The 14,062-nt window shown below is 66.7% G+C and carries 15 protein-coding genes; 4 read left to right on the forward strand and 11 right to left on the reverse strand.

Annotated features, from left to right (window positions below):
• Positions 1-66: 66 nt before the first annotated feature.
• The 5 genes from J2X70_RS12385 to J2X70_RS12405 form a co-directional block, all read right to left on the reverse strand.
• Positions 67-465, reverse strand: a complete 399-nt coding sequence (locus tag J2X70_RS12385) for an EF-hand domain-containing protein (RefSeq protein WP_140227960.1) — start codon at positions 463-465, stop codon at positions 67-69.
• On the reverse strand, positions 465-1,532 hold the full coding sequence (gene rlmM, locus J2X70_RS12390) for a 23S rRNA (cytidine(2498)-2'-O)-methyltransferase RlmM (RefSeq protein WP_309910566.1): 1,068 nt from the start codon (positions 1,530-1,532) through the stop codon (positions 465-467). Before rlmM ends, J2X70_RS12385 begins: the two co-directional genes overlap by 1 nt.
• Complete coding sequence (locus J2X70_RS12395) at positions 1,516-2,076, reverse strand: nucleoside deaminase (protein ID WP_033830398.1); 561 nt, start codon at positions 2,074-2,076, stop codon at positions 1,516-1,518. Before J2X70_RS12395 ends, rlmM begins: the two co-directional genes overlap by 17 nt.
• Positions 2,077-2,172: 96 nt before the next feature.
• Positions 2,173-2,904, reverse strand: a complete 732-nt coding sequence (locus J2X70_RS12400; RefSeq protein WP_309910568.1) for a DUF6348 family protein — start codon at positions 2,902-2,904, stop codon at positions 2,173-2,175.
• A gap of 177 nt (positions 2,905-3,081) precedes the next feature.
• Positions 3,082-4,830, reverse strand: coding sequence for a glutamine--tRNA ligase/YqeY domain fusion protein (locus J2X70_RS12405; protein ID WP_025877940.1), 1,749 nt, complete (start codon positions 4,828-4,830; stop codon positions 3,082-3,084).
• A 126-nt stretch (positions 4,831-4,956) separates the two neighbouring features.
• Here J2X70_RS12405 and J2X70_RS12410 point away from each other — a divergent pair, with 126 nt between their 5' ends.
• On the forward strand, positions 4,957-5,220 hold the full coding sequence (locus J2X70_RS12410) for a DUF2007 domain-containing protein (protein WP_025877942.1): 264 nt from the start codon (positions 4,957-4,959) through the stop codon (positions 5,218-5,220).
• A gap of 30 nt (positions 5,221-5,250) precedes the next feature.
• On the forward strand, positions 5,251-5,916 hold the full coding sequence (msrA, locus tag J2X70_RS12415; RefSeq protein ID WP_309910708.1) for a peptide-methionine (S)-S-oxide reductase MsrA: 666 nt from the start codon (positions 5,251-5,253) through the stop codon (positions 5,914-5,916).
• A 522-nt stretch (positions 5,917-6,438) separates the two neighbouring features.
• Here msrA and J2X70_RS12420 read toward each other — a convergent pair.
• From J2X70_RS12420 to ahpC, 5 genes are all read right to left on the reverse strand, one after another.
• On the reverse strand, positions 6,439-7,395 hold the full coding sequence (locus tag J2X70_RS12420; protein WP_025877945.1) for a transaldolase: 957 nt from the start codon (positions 7,393-7,395) through the stop codon (positions 6,439-6,441).
• Positions 7,396-7,453: 58 nt separating this feature from the next.
• Entirely contained in the window at positions 7,454-7,858 is a 405-nt protein-coding gene (rnk, locus tag J2X70_RS12425) for a nucleoside diphosphate kinase regulator (RefSeq protein ID WP_025877946.1), read from the reverse strand.
• Between the two features lie 123 nt (positions 7,859-7,981).
• Entirely contained in the window at positions 7,982-8,947 is a 966-nt protein-coding gene (locus J2X70_RS12430) for a LysR substrate-binding domain-containing protein (RefSeq protein WP_025877947.1), read from the reverse strand.
• 80 nt (positions 8,948-9,027) lie between these two features.
• Positions 9,028-10,620, reverse strand: a complete 1,593-nt coding sequence (gene ahpF / locus J2X70_RS12435; protein WP_033830402.1) for an alkyl hydroperoxide reductase subunit F — start codon at positions 10,618-10,620, stop codon at positions 9,028-9,030.
• A gap of 214 nt (positions 10,621-10,834) precedes the next feature.
• Complete coding sequence (gene ahpC, locus J2X70_RS12440) at positions 10,835-11,398, reverse strand: alkyl hydroperoxide reductase subunit C (RefSeq protein ID WP_025877950.1); 564 nt, start codon at positions 11,396-11,398, stop codon at positions 10,835-10,837.
• 306 nt (positions 11,399-11,704) lie between these two features.
• Here ahpC and prmC point away from each other — a divergent pair, with 306 nt between their 5' ends.
• Positions 11,705-12,562 carry a peptide chain release factor N(5)-glutamine methyltransferase gene (gene prmC / locus J2X70_RS12445; RefSeq protein ID WP_140228211.1) on the forward strand — a complete coding sequence of 286 codons (858 nt, stop codon included), beginning with the start codon at positions 11,705-11,707 and terminating at the stop codon, positions 12,560-12,562.
• 49 nt (positions 12,563-12,611) lie between these two features.
• A complete protein-coding gene (gene pip / locus J2X70_RS12450) occupies positions 12,612-13,553 on the forward strand; it encodes a prolyl aminopeptidase (protein ID WP_032977488.1) in 942 nt (313 codons plus the stop codon).
• Positions 13,554-13,591: 38 nt separating this feature from the next.
• Here pip and J2X70_RS12455 read toward each other — a convergent pair whose 3' ends face one another.
• The gene (locus J2X70_RS12455) at positions 13,592-13,912 is read right to left on the reverse strand and encodes a hypothetical protein (protein ID WP_309910574.1); all 321 of its coding nucleotides are present in this window, start codon (positions 13,910-13,912) and stop codon (positions 13,592-13,594) included.
• Between the last annotated feature and the right edge of the window lie 150 nt (positions 13,913-14,062).

A 14,062-nucleotide genomic window follows, 5' to 3' on the forward strand; every position in this document is an offset into this window, starting at 1 on the left:
GCCCGGCGAGCGCGCAGCGCGGTTCACCGATCCCGCCGGGCATGGCCCGGCGCTACCGGAATCGGTTCAATTGATCAGCCAGCCGGCAAGGTCAGCGCGGTCCAGCTTGCCGCGACGCTTGCTGTCCAATGCGTTGAACTCATCGGAAAGCGCCGGATTGGCCAGTGCTTCGTCACGGCTGATGAAACCATCAGCGTTCACGTCCAGCTCGGCGAAATGGATGCGGTACTGGCCGACCACGCTGGCCGGCGCCAGCGAGCGCACCGTTACCGGGGTTTCGCCCAGCGGCACCACGATGTCGACGCTGCCGGTCACGCGGCCGGCCGACAGTGACTGCTGGCGGACCACGCCACTGTCATCGCGCAGCGGAGCACTTTGTGCCGGCTGCGGGCGCGCCGGTTGTGCCAGTGCCGGCGACGCCAGCACCGCGGTACACAGCAGCAGGGATATGCGCAGGGTGTTCATCAGCGCAGCGGCGACGCCAGCACCGTGATTTCCTCACGGTCGTGGTACAGCTGCTTGGCACGTACCACCAGCGGCTTGCCGGCCTGCTCCTGGAACAGGTCCAGGCACAGGCGGGTTTCATCCCAGCGCTTCTTCATCGGCAGCTTCAGGTTGAAGATCGCGTGCCTGCACCAGCCCTCGCGGAACCAGGTGGCCATGCGTTCGGCGACGCGACGCGGCTGCTCGACCATATCGCAGACCATCCAGTCCAGCGGCTGCTCCGGGTGCCAATGGAAGCCATCGGCGCGCAGGTGTTCGACCAGGCCGGTGTCCAGTACGTGCTGGCGCAGCGGGCCGTTGTCGATGCTCAGCACATGCACGTGCTGGCGGGTCAGTACCCAGGTCCAGCCGCCGGGTGCCGCGCCCAGGTCGGCCGCACGCATGCCCGGACGCACCAGCGCTTCGCGTTCTTCCGGGGCAAGCAGGGTCAGCAGTGCCTCGTCCAGCTTCAATGCCGAGCGCGAGGGTGCGTCGGGCAACAGCTTCAGGCGCGGAATGCCCAACGCCCAGGGTGCGCTGTCGTCCGGGTTGGCCACGCAGATGAAGGCATGCGTGCCATCGACGAACACCACGTGCAGGCGCGGCAGGCGTGCGTTGGGTTTGTCGCTGAGTTTGCCGGCCTTGCGCAGCGCCGGGCGCAGCGCATTGCCGAAGGCACGCGCGAGCCCGGACAGCGGTTTGCCGGCATCCGAATCGGGATGCTCCACCCACAGATCACCGAAGCGCGGCGCATCGGCCAGCACGTCCAGCATCGGCGTGATGCGGTCGGCCGGGTCCAGCTGCGGCAGTTCGGCCAGCACCACCAGCTTCTGGCGGGCGAAGATCAGCTCGCGCCACGGCAGTCGCGGTGCAAGCGCTACGGCTTCATCGCACATGAAGAGCACGTAGCCGTCGTTGCGCTGGGTACGGGCGTAACCGGCAAAACCGGCGGCGCCTGCGCGGAACTGCAGTTCGCCGGCCAGCTCGGGCTCGAAGCCCTGCCGGCATAGGCACAGCAGGCCGATGCCGGCCTCAGTAACGGGCGCCATCGCTTTCCCCATAGGCACGCAGCACGCTGCGCGCCGCATCGCGGTTCAGGCCCTGCACCACTTCGATGCCGCGCTTGTTGAGCTCGCCCACCCAGTCGGCCGGCAGCGGGCCTTCATCGAACGGGGTCAGTTCTTCCACGTCGGCCGAACTGGCGCCGATCAGCAGGCGGTCGATGCCGGCCCACACGGTGGCGCCGTAGCACTGGCAGCACGGCTGCGAGCTGGTGGCCAGGGTGATCGGCGACAGCACCGCGTTCAGGCGCGGGGTCTGCAGGCGCTGCTGGGCCAGCATGTAGGCCATGTTCTCGGCGTGCGCCAGCGAGGTCGAATGCGGCATCACCCGGTTCACGCCGGCAGCGATCACCTTGTCATCCGGCCCGAACACCACGGCGCCGAACGGGCCGCCACTGGCGTGGTCGACGTTCAGCCGCGACAGCTCGATCGCCAGCGCGACCTTGGCCTCGTCGCCCGGATATCGACGATCCAGGTCGATCTGGTCGTGGATCCAGGCGGGAAGGGTCAGGTGGACTTGCGCGTACAGCATCGCGGGGGTGCCTCGTTGGGAGTGAAAGGAACAGGTGCAACAGATGTCGGCGCGCAGTGTAGCGGCAGTGGCATGTACCGGGCGTGCGCGCTGGATTCAGGCCGGTGAGGGTGAGCCGGTGCGGATCACCACGTACTGCTTGCGGAATTCCAGCCCCGCCTGCGGCCAGCGCGCAGCATAGGCGCGCAGCAGCGGCAGGGCAGGGGCGAAGTCATGGCCGTTGACCCGGCAGTCGGCTTCGCACTGGCCCTGCTCGTCGCGCGAAGCGAACAGGCGGATGGCCAGGAAGTGATGGGCCTTCAGCAGATCGTCGAAGGCGTCGATGCTCCTGGTGAACAGGCAGCAGGGGCAGGAGCCGTGGTCGTCTTCGCTGCACGCAGCAGCGTCGTCCAGTTCGCGGGCGCGGTAATGGGCCAGCGGTCCCAGCACCACGGTGCGCTCGTGTTCCCGGCCGTCTTCGTTGGTCGGGTAGGTCAGTCCCATCATCGGCAGATCCGGTGCGTCTTCAGCGCCGATGGCGGCCTGCAGGGTCGCCAGATCCACCCGCACCCAGGTCTCGAAGCCGGACAGCAGGGATTCCTGTTCGGTTGCGCCATTGGCGTGCTGGTATTCGAACAGGCCATCGGCGAACAAGCCCGCGTGACGGGTCTCGATGACGGTGGAGGTCTGCCAGCCGCCGTTGTCTCGTTCGTTGCTGGCGACACCGTGTGGGGTCAGGTGCAGGCCACTGTCGAGCAGCAGTCCGTCGTCCTCGACGGTGCAGGCGATGTCACGGCCCAGCAGGACCTGTTGCAGCAGCGGCAGAAGTGCACTCGGGGCAGCGGACATGGCAGGGCCTGATGGGTAGGAAAGAACGGACGATGATGGCGGTATCCGCTGCACAGCGGCAGTGCGTGCCACGTGCGCAGCACGGCCGGGCCGCGTCCGCTGGTCGGCGCTGCGGCTTCACGGGATGGGGCATGCGCCGGGATGACGCGGGCGCCTGTGCGGCGCCCGCGCAGGTACTCAGGCCGACCAGGTGTCGCGCAGGGTCACGCTGCGGTTGAACACCGGCTTGGCTGCGGTGTGGTCGCGGCGGTCGGCAACGAAGTAGCCGGTGCGCTCGAACTGGAACGACTGTTCCGGCGCCGCGGTGGCAGCTGCCGGCTCGACATAGCCGATGACGGTGCGACGTGATTCCGGATTGAGGTAATCGCGGTAGGTCTTGCCTTCCGATTCATCGTCCGGGTTCGGCACCGAGAACAGGCGGTCATACAGGCGGATCTCGGCCGGCACACCGTGCACCGCGCTGACCCAGTGGATGGTGCCCTTGACCTTGCGGTTGGCGCCTTCCATGCCCGGACGCGACTCCGGATCCAGCCAGCCGCGCAGTTCGGTGATGGTACCGTCGGCATCCTTGATCACTTCATCGCAGCGGATGATGCCGGCGCCGCGCAGGCGCACTTCGCCACCGGGAACCAGGCGCTTCCAGCCCTTCGGCGGCACTTCGGCAAAGTCCTCGCGGTCGATCCACACTTCACGTGCGAACGGCACTTCGCGGGTACCGAAGCTTTCGTCCTTCGGGTGGTTGCTGAAGGTCAACTGCTCTTCGTGGCCGTCGGCCAGGTTGGTCAGCACCAGCTTGACCGGGTCGACCACGGCCATGCGGCGCGGCGCGGCGCTGTCCAGGTCTTCGCGCAACGCGCCTTCCAGCACGCTGAAATCGATCAGCGAATTCTGCTTGCTGATGCCCACGCGCTCGGCGAACAGGCGCATCGCCGCCGGCGTGTAGCCACGGCGACGCAGGCCCTGCAGGGTCGGCATGCGCGGGTCTTCCCAGCCGTCCACCAGCTGTTCGGTGACCAGCGCCATCAGCTTGCGCTTGCTCATCACCGTGTAGTTGATGTTCAAGCGCGAGAACTCGATCTGGCGCGGCTTGGCCGCTTCGCGCGGCAGGCCGGCGTCGACCAGCGGCTGGGTCAGCGCGTCATCGTGGGCGAAGTCGACGTTATCCACGCACCAGTCGTACAGCGGGCGGTGGTCTTCGAACTCCAGCGTGCACAGCGAGTGGGTGATGCCTTCGATCGAATCGCCCAGTGCATGGGCGAAGTCATACATCGGGTAGATCGGCCAGGCGTTGCCGGTGTTCTGGTGTTCGACGTGCTTGATGCGGTACAGGGCCGGATCGCGCAGGTTGATGTTGCCGCTGGCCATGTCGATCTTGGCGCGCACGGTGCGCGCGCCATCGGGGAATTCACCGGCGCGCATGCGGCGGAACAGGTCCAGGTTTTCCTCGACGCTGCGGTCGCGCCACGGCGAGGGCCGGCCCGGTTCGGTCAGGGTGCCGCGGTAGGCGCGCACTTCCTCGGCCGACAGGTCACAGACGTAGGCCTTGCCGTCGGCGATCAGCTTCTCGGCGGCCAGGTAGTAGGCGTCGAAGTAATCCGACGCATGGCGCAGCTCGTTCCACTCAAAGCCCAGCCAGCGCACGTCGTCCTGGATCGCGGCCACGTACTCCGGGTCTTCCTTGGCCGGGTTGGTGTCGTCGAAACGCAGGTTGCAGACGCCGCCGAACTCGCCGGCGACGCCGAAGTTCAGGCAGATCGACTTGGCATGGCCGATGTGCAGGTAGCCGTTCGGCTCGGGCGGGAAGCGGGTCTTGATCGCCTGGTGCTTACCGCTGGCCAGGTCCTCGCGCACGATCTGGCGGATGAAATCGCGCTTCTCGTGGCTGTCGGCGGGGGTCTCGGGGCTGGCGGGGGTGTGCTCTGACATGAGTCGGCGAAAGAAAGGCAGAAAGATTGCCAGTCTAACGCTTACCGGGAAGGGCTGCCCGGCGAGCGCAGCGGCACCATTCAGCCCCCGGGCGTATGCTGGAATCCTGTCCCACGGAGCTGCCGCATGCACATCGTGTACAAGGCCGACAATCTGTTCGACGCCCACCTGGTCAAGCACGCGCTGGAAGACGCCGGCATCCCGGCGTTCGTGTTCGGCGAGTCGCTGCTGGGCGGCATGGGCGAGCTGCCGCTGTTCGGCGTGCTGCGGGTCGGTATCCCCGACGCCGCGCGGCCACAGGCCGAAGAGATCGTGGCGGCGCTGGACTTGGGCCACGCCGCAGACGCCCCCATTTCAGATGCCGACGACATTGCCGGGCTTCCGGCGTAGGAGCGCATCATGTTGGGAATCGGACAGGGCATCCTCGGCATCGGGGCCTTCAAGCAGCGCCTGCCGCGCCCGGAAGAGGCTTTGCCGGGCCGCGACCAGCCGCTGCCGCTGCACAGCAACCAGCACTTCGTGAACAGCCATCCGTTGAAGGACCGTTTCGCCGGCCTGCAGCAGATCCGCTTCGCGCTGGGCTGCTTCTGGGGCGCCGAGCGCAAATTCTGGAACGAGCCGGGCGTGTACAGCACCTCGGTGGGCTATGCCGGTGGAATCACCCCGAACCCCACCTATGAAGAGGTCTGCTCGGGCCTGACCGGCCACACCGAGGTGGTGCAGGTGGTGTTCGACCCGGCGGTTGTCAGCCTGGAGCGGCTGCTGCAGCTGTTCTGGGAAAGCCACGACCCGACCCAGGGCATGCGCCAGGGCAACGACACCGGCACCCAGTACCGTTCGGCGATCCACGCCGCCGACGAGGCCCAGTACGCCGCGGCGCTGGCCAGTGGCGAGGCCTACCAGGCGCAGCTGGCTGCAGCGGGGTATGGCCCGATCACCACCGAGATCGTGTATCCGGCACCGACGTACTACTACGCCGAGGACTATCACCAGCAGTACCTGGCCAAGAACCCGAACGGCTACTGCGGCATTGGCGGTACCGGCGTGAGCTGCCCGATCGGGTTGGATGTGGAGGTGCCGCGCTGACGCGCGGTGGTCCGCCTGCGGCGGGCAGAAGCCAAAGCCAAAGCGGCTCTGGGTTTCTGTGGGTTGGGCGGGGCGGTGTGGGTTGGCAGGACACGCCGTAAACCCGTCCCTGGGGGCTCGATGGCGCCATCCATGGCGCCAACGGTCCTGCCAACCCACACCGCCCCGCCCCCGACCGTTTCCCGGTGACGGTGGGCAAGAGCATGGGTTACTGACGAACTGATGGAAAACAAAAAGGACGCGGCGTTCGCCGCGTCCTTTTTGTTTGTTTGCTTGCGAGCAAGCGCAGCGCGCGACCCGCTTCTGCTCTTCTTTTCTTTCTTCCGTGGCGGACCGCCGCAGGAAACTGTCGAAGGCAGGGTGGGTAGGCCGTGCAGGGGCGTGAGCCGCATGGATGCGGCGACCGAGCTTACATGGACGTACTTGCAGCGTCCCCTGCACGGCCTACCCACCCTGCCAAACGCATGACCCGCTCTTCGCGACCCAGCCCCCCGCCACGAGGGGCTCAGCCGTTGGCTGGAATCACAGTTCCGAGCGAATGCGCTCGCGCAGCGCCTGCAGATCCTTGGCAAACGCATCGATACCGGTCGCCAGCTTCTCGGTCGCCATCGGATCGGCGGCCAGGTCGGCTGCGAACTTCGCCGCGTCGATCGGCGTCACCTGCACCGTTTCAGCGGCACCGGCCACCAGCTTGCGCGGCAGCGCGCCGTGGTCGGCGTCGAGCTTCTCAAGCAGGTCCGGCGAAATGGTCAGGCGGTCGCAGCCGGCCAGCGCTTCGATCTGCGCGGTCGAACGGAACGAGGCGCCCATCACCACGGTCGGCGAACCGCGGCGCTTGAATTCGGCATACACCCCACGCACGAACACCACGCCCGGGTCCTCGTCGATGTTCGCCGGGGTCTGGCCGTTGGCCACGTACCAGTCCAGGATGCGGCCGACGAACGGCGAGATCAGGAACGCACCGGCTTCGCTGCAGGCCAGCGCCTGGGTGGGGTTGAAGATCAGGGTCAGGTTGCAGTCGATGCCTTCGGCCTGCAGCACGCGCGCGGCTTCCACGCCTTCCCAGGTCGCAGCGATCTTGATCAGGATCTTCTCGCGCGGCACGCCGGCATCGGCATACATCTGGATGAATTGACGGGCCTTGGCCACGGTCGCGGCGGTGTCGTGGGCCTGGTCGGCATCCACTTCGGTGGAGACGCGGCCCGGCACCAGCGTGCTCAGCAGCGCACCGACGCCGATGGTCAGGCGGTCGGCCACGGCGTGCACCACGGCCTCGCGGTCGCCGCCCTGCTGGCGGCCCCAAGCCAGTTCGCGTTCGATCAGTTCCGCATAGACCGGCAGGTCCAGCGCCTTCTTCACCAGGGTCGGATTGGTGGTGCAGTCCACCGGCTGCAGGCGCTTGATCGCCTCGTAGTCACCGGTATCGGCAACGACCACGGACAGTTCGCGCAGCTGGGACAGTTTGGACGGGGTACTCATTACGGCTCCTGGTGCGGGGATTGCAGGGAAACTGATCGCGCGCGGTTCGCAGCGCAGGTCAGGGACGGTCGTTGTGGACCGCGCTCACGCGCAGCCGCAGCTTGCGGCCGCCCGGGGCGGTCCAGTCGATGCTCTGGCCAACGGCCAGGCCAAGCAGGGCGCTGCCGACGGGCGCCAGCACGGACACCTTGCCTTCATCGACATTGGCTTCGCGGGGGAAGACCAGGGTCAGGACATGCTTCTCGCCCGACACTTCATCTTCGCACTCCACGCGCGAATGCATCATGACGATGCCTTCGGGAATCTGGTCTGGCGGCAACACGGTTGCGCGGTTGAGCTCGTCGGCAAGCGTACGCGCGGCCGGCGTCTGGCTGTGTGCCGGGGATTCGAGCATGGCGTCCAGGCGGTCCATGTCGAGGGTGGAAACAGTGATCGACGGCGGAAGGCCGCTGGCGGTGTTCATGGTGACGCTCCTTGGTTGAAAGCCATGCAAAAGGCGGCACCTGCTGGCGCCGCCTGACTGTATTGTGGGGACAAATGCGGCCGGAATCGACTCCCGCCGGTTTCGATGCCCGGCGGCGGTGTCTCAGCCGTTCAGCACCGGCGTGGGCGGGGTGGCAGCATCGCCGCTTGGCGGGGCCAGCGCCTCCAGCGTGAACAGCGCATCGGGCAGGCGCTTGAACTGCTCGGCCAGCTCCATCAGGAACTCGTTCATTGCCGAGCTGCGCCGCCAGATCATGGCGATGCGACGGCTGGGACGGCCCTCGCCGACGAAGTCGAGCAGGCGGATGTTGTTCGAGCGCGGCACCGGCGGCTGTACCGACAGGCTGGGTAGCAGGGTGATGCCCACGTCGGCGGCGACCATCTGTCGCAGCGTTTCCAGGCTGGTAGCGCGGAATTCGGATTTTTCGTTGGCGCCGAACAGGCGACAGACTTCCAGCGCCTGGTCACGCAGGCAGTGGCCGTCTTCCAGCAGCAGCAGCTTCTGCGTGGCCAGTTCCTGTACGTCCAGATGCTCGCGCGTGGCCAGCGGGTGGCGGCCGGATACGGCCAGCAGGAACGGTTCCTCGAACAGGAATTCGGCGTGCAGCTGGTCGTCGATCACCGGCAGTGCCAACAGCGCGGCGTCGAGCCTGCCTTCGCGCAGGCGCTCCAGCAGCACGTCGCTCTTTTCCTCCACCAGCAGCAGTTCCAGCTCGGGGAAGCGCGTGCGGATGCGCGGAATCACGTGCGGCAACAGATACGGGCCCAAGGTGGGGAAGATCCCCAGGCGCACCGTGCCCGCTTCGGGATCGCGGCTGCGTCGCGCCGCTTCCTTCAGCTGCTCCACTTCGGCCACGATCACCCGTGCCCGCGCGGCCGCTTCGTGGCCGGCGGGGGTCAACATCACCTTGCGCGGTGCGCGTTCCACCAGCGGCAGGCCCAGTTCCTCTTCCAGCTTGCGGATCTGGGTCGACAGCGTTGGCTGGCTGACGAAGCAGGAGGCGGCGGCCCGGCCGAAGTGCTTGTGATCGGCCAGGGCCACCAGGTATTTCAGGTCACGCAGGTTCATCCTCAGACCTCTCGGGGTACTGCACCGGCAGGGCGTGCCCAGCCGGTTGATGGTGCTCCCGATGGCCTGGGAACGTTGGATCAGGCCGCTTCGGCCACCGCACCGCTGCTCTTGGGAACCGAGGAGCGGATCAGGTGATCGAAAGCGCTCAGTGCGGCGGTCGAACCGGCGCCCATCGCGATGATGATCTGCTTGTAGGGTACCGTCGTGCAATCGCCCGCGGCGAACACACCCGGCAGATTGGTCTGCCCGCGGTCATCGATGACGATCTCGCCACGCGGCGAAAGGGCCACGGTGTCCTTCAGCCATTCGGTGTTCGGCAGCAGGCCGATCTGCACGAAGATGCCTTCCAGTTCGACGCGATGGGAGTCGCCGCCGACACGGTCCTTGTAGACCAGGCCGGTGACGCGGCTGCCGTCGCCCAGCACTTCGGTGGTCTGCGCGCTGGTCAGCACGGTGACATTGGCCAGGCTGCGCAGCTTCTTCTGCAGCACTTCGTCGGCACGCAGGCTGGAATCGAACTCCAGCAGGGTCACATGCGACACGATGCCGGCCAGATCGATGGCCGCTTCAACGCCGGAATTGCCGCCACCGATCACCGCCACGCGCTTGCCCTTGAACAGCGGGCCATCGCAGTGCGGGCAGTACGCCACGCCCTTGTTGCGGTACTGGTCTTCGCCGGGCACGTTCATCTGCCGCCAGCGCGCGCCGGTGGACAGGATCACCGAGCGCGACTTCAACACCGCGCCGTTTTCCAGCTGCACCTGCACCAGGCCGTCTTCGCCGGCGGGCACCAGCGCACTGGCGCGCTGCAGGTCCATGATGTCGACTTCGTACTCGCGCACGTGCTGTTCCAGCGCCGTGGCCAGCTTCGGGCCTTCGGTCTCCTTCACCGAAATGAAGTTCTCGATCGCCATGGTGTCCAGCACCTGGCCACCGAAACGCTCGGCGGCGATGCCGGTACGGATGCCCTTGCGCGCGGCATAGATCGCCGCAGCGGCGCCGGCCGGGCCACCACCGACCACCAGCACGTCGAAGGCGTCCTTGGCGGCGATCTTCTCGGCATCGCGCTTGCTGGCGTTGGTGTCCAGCTTGGCCACGATCTGCTCCAGGGTCATGCGGCCCTGGTCGAACACCGCGCCGTTGAGGTAGACGGTCGGCACCGACATGATCTCGCGCTGCTCGACTTCCTCCTGGAACAGCGCGCCGTCGATGGCCACGTGCTGGATGCGCGGGTTGAGCACCGCGGCCAGGTTCAGTGCCTGCACCACGTCCGGGCAGTTCTGGCAGGACAGCGAGAAATAGGTTTCAAAGCGGTAGTCGCCTTCCAGGTTCTGCACCTGCTCGATCAGCTCGGCAGTGGCCTTGGACGGATGCCCGCCGACCTGCAGCAGGGCCAGCACCAGCGAAGTGAACTCGTGGCCCATCGGCAGGCCGGCGAAGGTCAGGTGGATGTCCTGGCCCGGCGTGCCCAGGTCGAAGGACGGCACGCGGCCCTGGCCGTCGCGCAGCACCTGCAGCGAGATCTTGTCCGACAGGCTTTCCAGGGTCTGCAGCAGTTCCAGCATCTCCTGCGACTTGGCACCGTCGTCGGCATGCGCGGTGATCTGGATCGGGCGGGTCACGCGCTCCAGATAGGTCTTCAGCTGCGACTGCAGGTTGGCGTCCAACATGGTCTTCTCCTGGCTTCAGGCAAAACGGGGGCGTGGCACCGCTGTAGAAGGTAGCGGACCAGCGAGGGGGTAGGGGTGAACCCAAGAGGGCAGCGCGGACCTGTGGAAGGGGCGATGCGGGCGCGGCCGTCTTGGGTTCACCCCCACGCCGGCGATGTGGCCGGCACGGGGATGGGCGCGCCGCAGCGTGGGGCTGCGGCAGGCCGGTGCTGCTTTAGATCTTGCCGACCAGGTCCAGCGACGGGGTCAGGGTCTTCTCGCCTTCCTTCCACTTGGCCGGGCAGACCTGGTTCGGGTTGGCGGCGGTGAACTGGGCAGCCTTCAGCTTGCGCAGGGTCTCGGAGACGTCACGGGCGATCTCGTTCGAGTGGATCTCCAGGGTCTTGATCACGCCTTCCGGGTTGATGATGAAGGTGCCGCGCAGGGCCAGGCCTTCTTCTTCGATGTGCACGCCGAAGGCGCGGGTCAGCTGGTGGGTCGGGTCGCCAACCAGCGGGAACTGGGCCTTGCCCACGGCCGGCGAGGTTTCGTGCCAGACCTTGTGCGAGAAGTGGGTGTCGGTGGTGACGATGTAGACCTCGGCGCCGGCCTTCTTGAACTCGGCGTAATGGTCAGCGGCGTCTTCGATCTCGGTCGGGCAGTTGAAGGTGAAGGCTGCCGGCATGAAGATCAGGACCGACCACTGGCCCTTCAGGGTGCTGTCGGAGACCTTGATGAACTCGCCATTCAGGTAAGCGTTGGCTTCGAACGGCTGGATCTGGGTGTTGATCAGGGACATCGTTTTTCCTCTGGGTGAAGGGGAGTGGGTGAATCGACAGGACCTAGGTTACTGGTTCCATTTCGATAAGGACAATGCATTGATTACATCTATTTGATAGATACAGTCTATTGATGTGCGCTGAGCCGGCAATGAATCAAGGCACCTGCATCCTGCAACCCGCTGTATGACAAGGGAAATCATCAGCGGCTGCGGAAACCGGTCGATAGGTCTCTCATATCCCACCGCAGCGAATCGCGCTCCAGCGAACCTGAACGGTATCCAGACTCTACAATTGCGGGCCCACCGCCCGCGCCAGTGCCTGCCATGCCCGCCGATTCCGAACCGTCCCTGCGCCAGGTCGTGGCCGACGCCAGCGGCCGCCTGGGGGGCGTAGAGGCCCGTCATGAAGCGGAGCTGCTGCTGCTGCATGTGCTGCAGCGACCGCGCAGCTGGTTGTTCGCGCACGCCACCGATCCACTGCCCGCCGCCGAGCAGGCCGCGTTCGAGGCCTTGCTGGGCCGGCGCCTGGCTGGCGAACCGGTGGCCTACCTGACCGGCCGCCGTGGTTTCTGGACCCTCGATCTGGAGGTCGACCCCGCCACCCTGATTCCGCGCCCGGAAACCGAACTGCTGGTGGAACTGGCGCTGGATCGCCTGCCGCCGGACCGTGCACTGCGGTTGGCCGATCTTGGCACCGGCAGCGGCGCGATTGCCTTGGCCCTGGCCAGCGAACGACCGCAGGCGCAGGTGCTGGCCACCGACGCCAGTTCCGCTGCGCTGGCGGTGGCGGCCCGCAACGCCGCGCGCCATGAGCTGGGCAACGTGCGTTTTGCTGAAGGTGGTCACGACTGGTACGCGCCGCTGCACGGTGAACGCTTCGACCTGATCGCCAGCAATCCTCCCTATATCGCCAGCGACGACCCGCACCTGCAGCAGGGCGACCTGCGCTTCGAGCCGGCCACGGCGCTGGCCTCGGGCGTCGATGGGCTGGACGACATCCGTCGCATCATCGTCGGCGGCGGCGACCACCTGCAGCCCGGCGGCTGGCTGCTGATCGAGCACGGCTGGGACCAGGGCGATGCCATCGGCGCGCTGTTCGAGCAGGCCGGCTACATCGACGTGCAGACCGTGCAGGACCTGGAGCAGCGCGACCGGGTCACCCTGGGCCGGCGACCGGCCTAGAATGGGGGTTCTCCTGCCAAGGGCAGGGCACCACCACGGAGCTGCGAGCATGCGTACGCTGTACCCCGCCATCACCCCTTACGACGTCGGCACCCTGAAGGTCGACGACCGCCACACGCTGTACTTCGAACAGTGCGGCAACCCGGACGGCAAGCCGGTGGTGATGCTGCATGGTGGGCCCGGCGGCGGCTGCAGCGACAAGATGCGCCAGTTCCACGACCCGGCCAAGTACCGCATCATCCTGTTCGACCAGCGCGGTGCCGGTCGTTCCACCCCGCACGCCGATCTGGTGGACAACACCACCTGGGACCTGGTGGCCGACATCGAGAAGCTGCGCGAGCACCTCAAGGTCGATCGCTGGCAGGTGTTCGGTGGCAGCTGGGGCTCGACCCTGGCGTTGGCCTATGCGCAGACCCATCCGCAGCGCGTGACCGAACTGGTGCTGCGCGGCATCTTCATGCTGCGCCGCTGGGAGCTGGAATGGTTCTACCAGGAAGGCGCCAACCGCCTGTTCCCGGATGCGTGGGAGCACTACCTCAAGCCGATTCCGGCGGTGGAACGCCACGACCTGATTTCGGCCTTCCATCGCCGCCTGACCAGCGAAGACGAAGCAACGCGCCTGGACGCGGCCAAGGCCTGGGCGGTGTGGGAAGGCGCGACCAGCTTCCTGCACGTGGACGACGACTTCATCAACAGCCATGAAGACCCGCACTTCGCGCTGGCGTTCGCCCGCATCGAGAACCACTACTTCGTCAACGGCGGTTTCTTCGAGGTGGAAGACCAGCTGCTGCGCGACGCGCACCGCATCGCCGATATCCCCGGCGTGATCGTGCACGGCCGCTACGACGTGGTCTGCCCGCTGGCCAATGCCTGGGACCTGACCAAGGTGTGGCCGAAGGCGAAGCTGGAGATCACCCCGGCCTCGGGGCATTCGGCGTTCGAAGCAGAGAACGTCGACGCGCTGGTGCGTGCCACCGATAGTTTCGCCTGATCGGGTGGTGGTGGTGCCGGCCGCTGGCCGGCAACGCCTTACCGGTAGCGCCGGGCCATGCCCGGCGGCTTTTGCGTTGAAACGTTCATCCACGCATGGCGTGGATCTACCACGGCCCGGTAGCGCCGGGCCATGCCCGGCGGCTTTTGCGTTGAAACGTTCATCCACGCATGGCGTGGATCTACCACGGCCCGGTAGCGCCGGGCCATGCCCGGCGGCTTTTGCGTTGAAACGTTCATCCACGCATAGCGTGGATCTACCACGGCCCGGTAGCGCCGGGCCATGCCCGGCGGCTTTTGCGTTGAAACGCTCATCCACGCGCGGCGTGGATCTACCACGGCCCAGTAGAGCCAGGCCATGCCTGGCTGCTTTTGCGTTGAAACGTTCATCCACGCAAGGCGTGGATCTACTACGGCCCAGTAGAGCCAGGCCATGCCCGGCGGCTTTTGCGTTGAAACGTTCATCCACGCATGGCGTGGATCTACTACGGCCCGGTAGCGCCGGGCCAT

It is taken from the genome of Stenotrophomonas sp. 1337 (assembly GCF_031455455.1).
Classification (GTDB): Bacteria; Pseudomonadota; Gammaproteobacteria; order Xanthomonadales; family Xanthomonadaceae; genus Stenotrophomonas; species Stenotrophomonas indicatrix.

What these genes read in the sequence shown, in the direction of transcription:
- J2X70_RS12385 (WP_140227960.1), bottom strand. Translation starts at nt 465, where the DNA reads ATGAACACCCTGCGCATATCCCTGCTGCTGTGTACCGCGGTGCTGGCG.
- rlmM (WP_309910566.1), bottom strand. Translation starts at nt 1,532, where the DNA reads ATGGCGCCCGTTACTGAGGCCGGCATCGGCCTGCTGTGCCTATGCCGG.
- J2X70_RS12395 (WP_033830398.1), bottom strand. Translation starts at nt 2,076, where the DNA reads ATGCTGTACGCGCAAGTCCACCTGACCCTTCCCGCCTGGATCCACGAC.
- J2X70_RS12400 (WP_309910568.1), bottom strand. Translation starts at nt 2,904, where the DNA reads ATGTCCGCTGCCCCGAGTGCACTTCTGCCGCTGCTGCAACAGGTCCTG.
- J2X70_RS12405 (WP_025877940.1), bottom strand. Translation starts at nt 4,830, where the DNA reads ATGTCAGAGCACACCCCCGCCAGCCCCGAGACCCCCGCCGACAGCCAC.
- J2X70_RS12410 (WP_025877942.1), top strand. Translation starts at nt 4,957, where the DNA reads ATGCACATCGTGTACAAGGCCGACAATCTGTTCGACGCCCACCTGGTC.
- J2X70_RS12420 (WP_025877945.1), bottom strand. Translation starts at nt 7,395, where the DNA reads ATGAGTACCCCGTCCAAACTGTCCCAGCTGCGCGAACTGTCCGTGGTC.
- rnk (WP_025877946.1), bottom strand. Translation starts at nt 7,858, where the DNA reads ATGAACACCGCCAGCGGCCTTCCGCCGTCGATCACTGTTTCCACCCTC.
- J2X70_RS12430 (WP_025877947.1), bottom strand. Translation starts at nt 8,947, where the DNA reads ATGAACCTGCGTGACCTGAAATACCTGGTGGCCCTGGCCGATCACAAG.
- ahpF (WP_033830402.1), bottom strand. Translation starts at nt 10,620, where the DNA reads ATGTTGGACGCCAACCTGCAGTCGCAGCTGAAGACCTATCTGGAGCGC.
- ahpC (WP_025877950.1), bottom strand. Translation starts at nt 11,398, where the DNA reads ATGTCCCTGATCAACACCCAGATCCAGCCGTTCGAAGCCAACGCTTAC.
- prmC (WP_140228211.1), top strand. Translation starts at nt 11,705, where the DNA reads ATGCCCGCCGATTCCGAACCGTCCCTGCGCCAGGTCGTGGCCGACGCC.
- pip (WP_032977488.1), top strand. Translation starts at nt 12,612, where the DNA reads ATGCGTACGCTGTACCCCGCCATCACCCCTTACGACGTCGGCACCCTG.
- J2X70_RS12455 (WP_309910574.1), bottom strand. Translation starts at nt 13,912, where the DNA reads ATGGCCTGGCTCTACTGGGCCGTGGTAGATCCACGCCGCGCGTGGATG.